This window comes from Pseudoalteromonas sp. P1-7a, from assembly GCF_001401855.1.
In the GTDB taxonomy this organism is placed as follows: domain Bacteria; phylum Pseudomonadota; class Gammaproteobacteria; order Enterobacterales; family Alteromonadaceae; genus Pseudoalteromonas.
Genome location: NZ_LKDU01000086.1, coordinates 1 through 669, shown reverse-complemented (window position 1 = coordinate 669; position 669 = coordinate 1). Strand labels below are relative to the sequence as shown.

Here is a 669-nt window from a genome sequence, read left to right as displayed (position 1 = left end):
GCGCAAGGTGACTTTACTGTCACAGCCAGCATAACCGACGCGGCAGGCAATGAGAGCACAGCCAACAGCAGTGGCAATGTCGATACCATTACACCGGTTGTCACTGTGGATGCACTGGGACTTGGCAACGACAGCACGCCACTCATCAGTGGTACTTCAACAGAGCCGCAAGGCACTGTTGTCAATATTGTTATTACCGATAGTAACGGCGACGATATCGCAATCACCGCCACGGTTGATGCCAACGGCAACTGGCAAGCAACGAGCCCAGCATTACCTGATGGTAGCTACAGTGTGCAAGCCAGTATTACGGATGCGGCAGGCAATACAGGCGGCGCGACCCAGTCGGGCACCATAGACAGCCTTGCACCGACACTGACACTCGATACCGTGGGCGCGACCAACGACAGCACGCCAACCATTAGTGGTACCACCAATGCACCTGCAGGCACGGTGATTAGTATCAGCGTAAGTGATGGGGTGACAACAGAAACCTTCAGCGCCACAGTGCAAGCGGATGGCAGTTGGTCAGCGGATGTACCAAATGCGCTGGCTGATGGTGGGCTGACCATTGAAGCGAGCGTGAGCGATAACGCCGGTAATACCACCACGGTTAGTGAAACCGCAACACTGAACACCACCGCGCCAAGCATTAGCATTAATGCCTTG

General features: G+C 55.0%; 1 protein-coding gene. It reads left to right on the top strand.

Translation table 11 applies throughout. The annotated features are described in order from the left end of the window. The coding region (locus AN389_RS19550) for an Ig-like domain-containing protein (protein ID WP_200911315.1) at window positions 1-669 on the top strand (669 nt) is incomplete at both ends.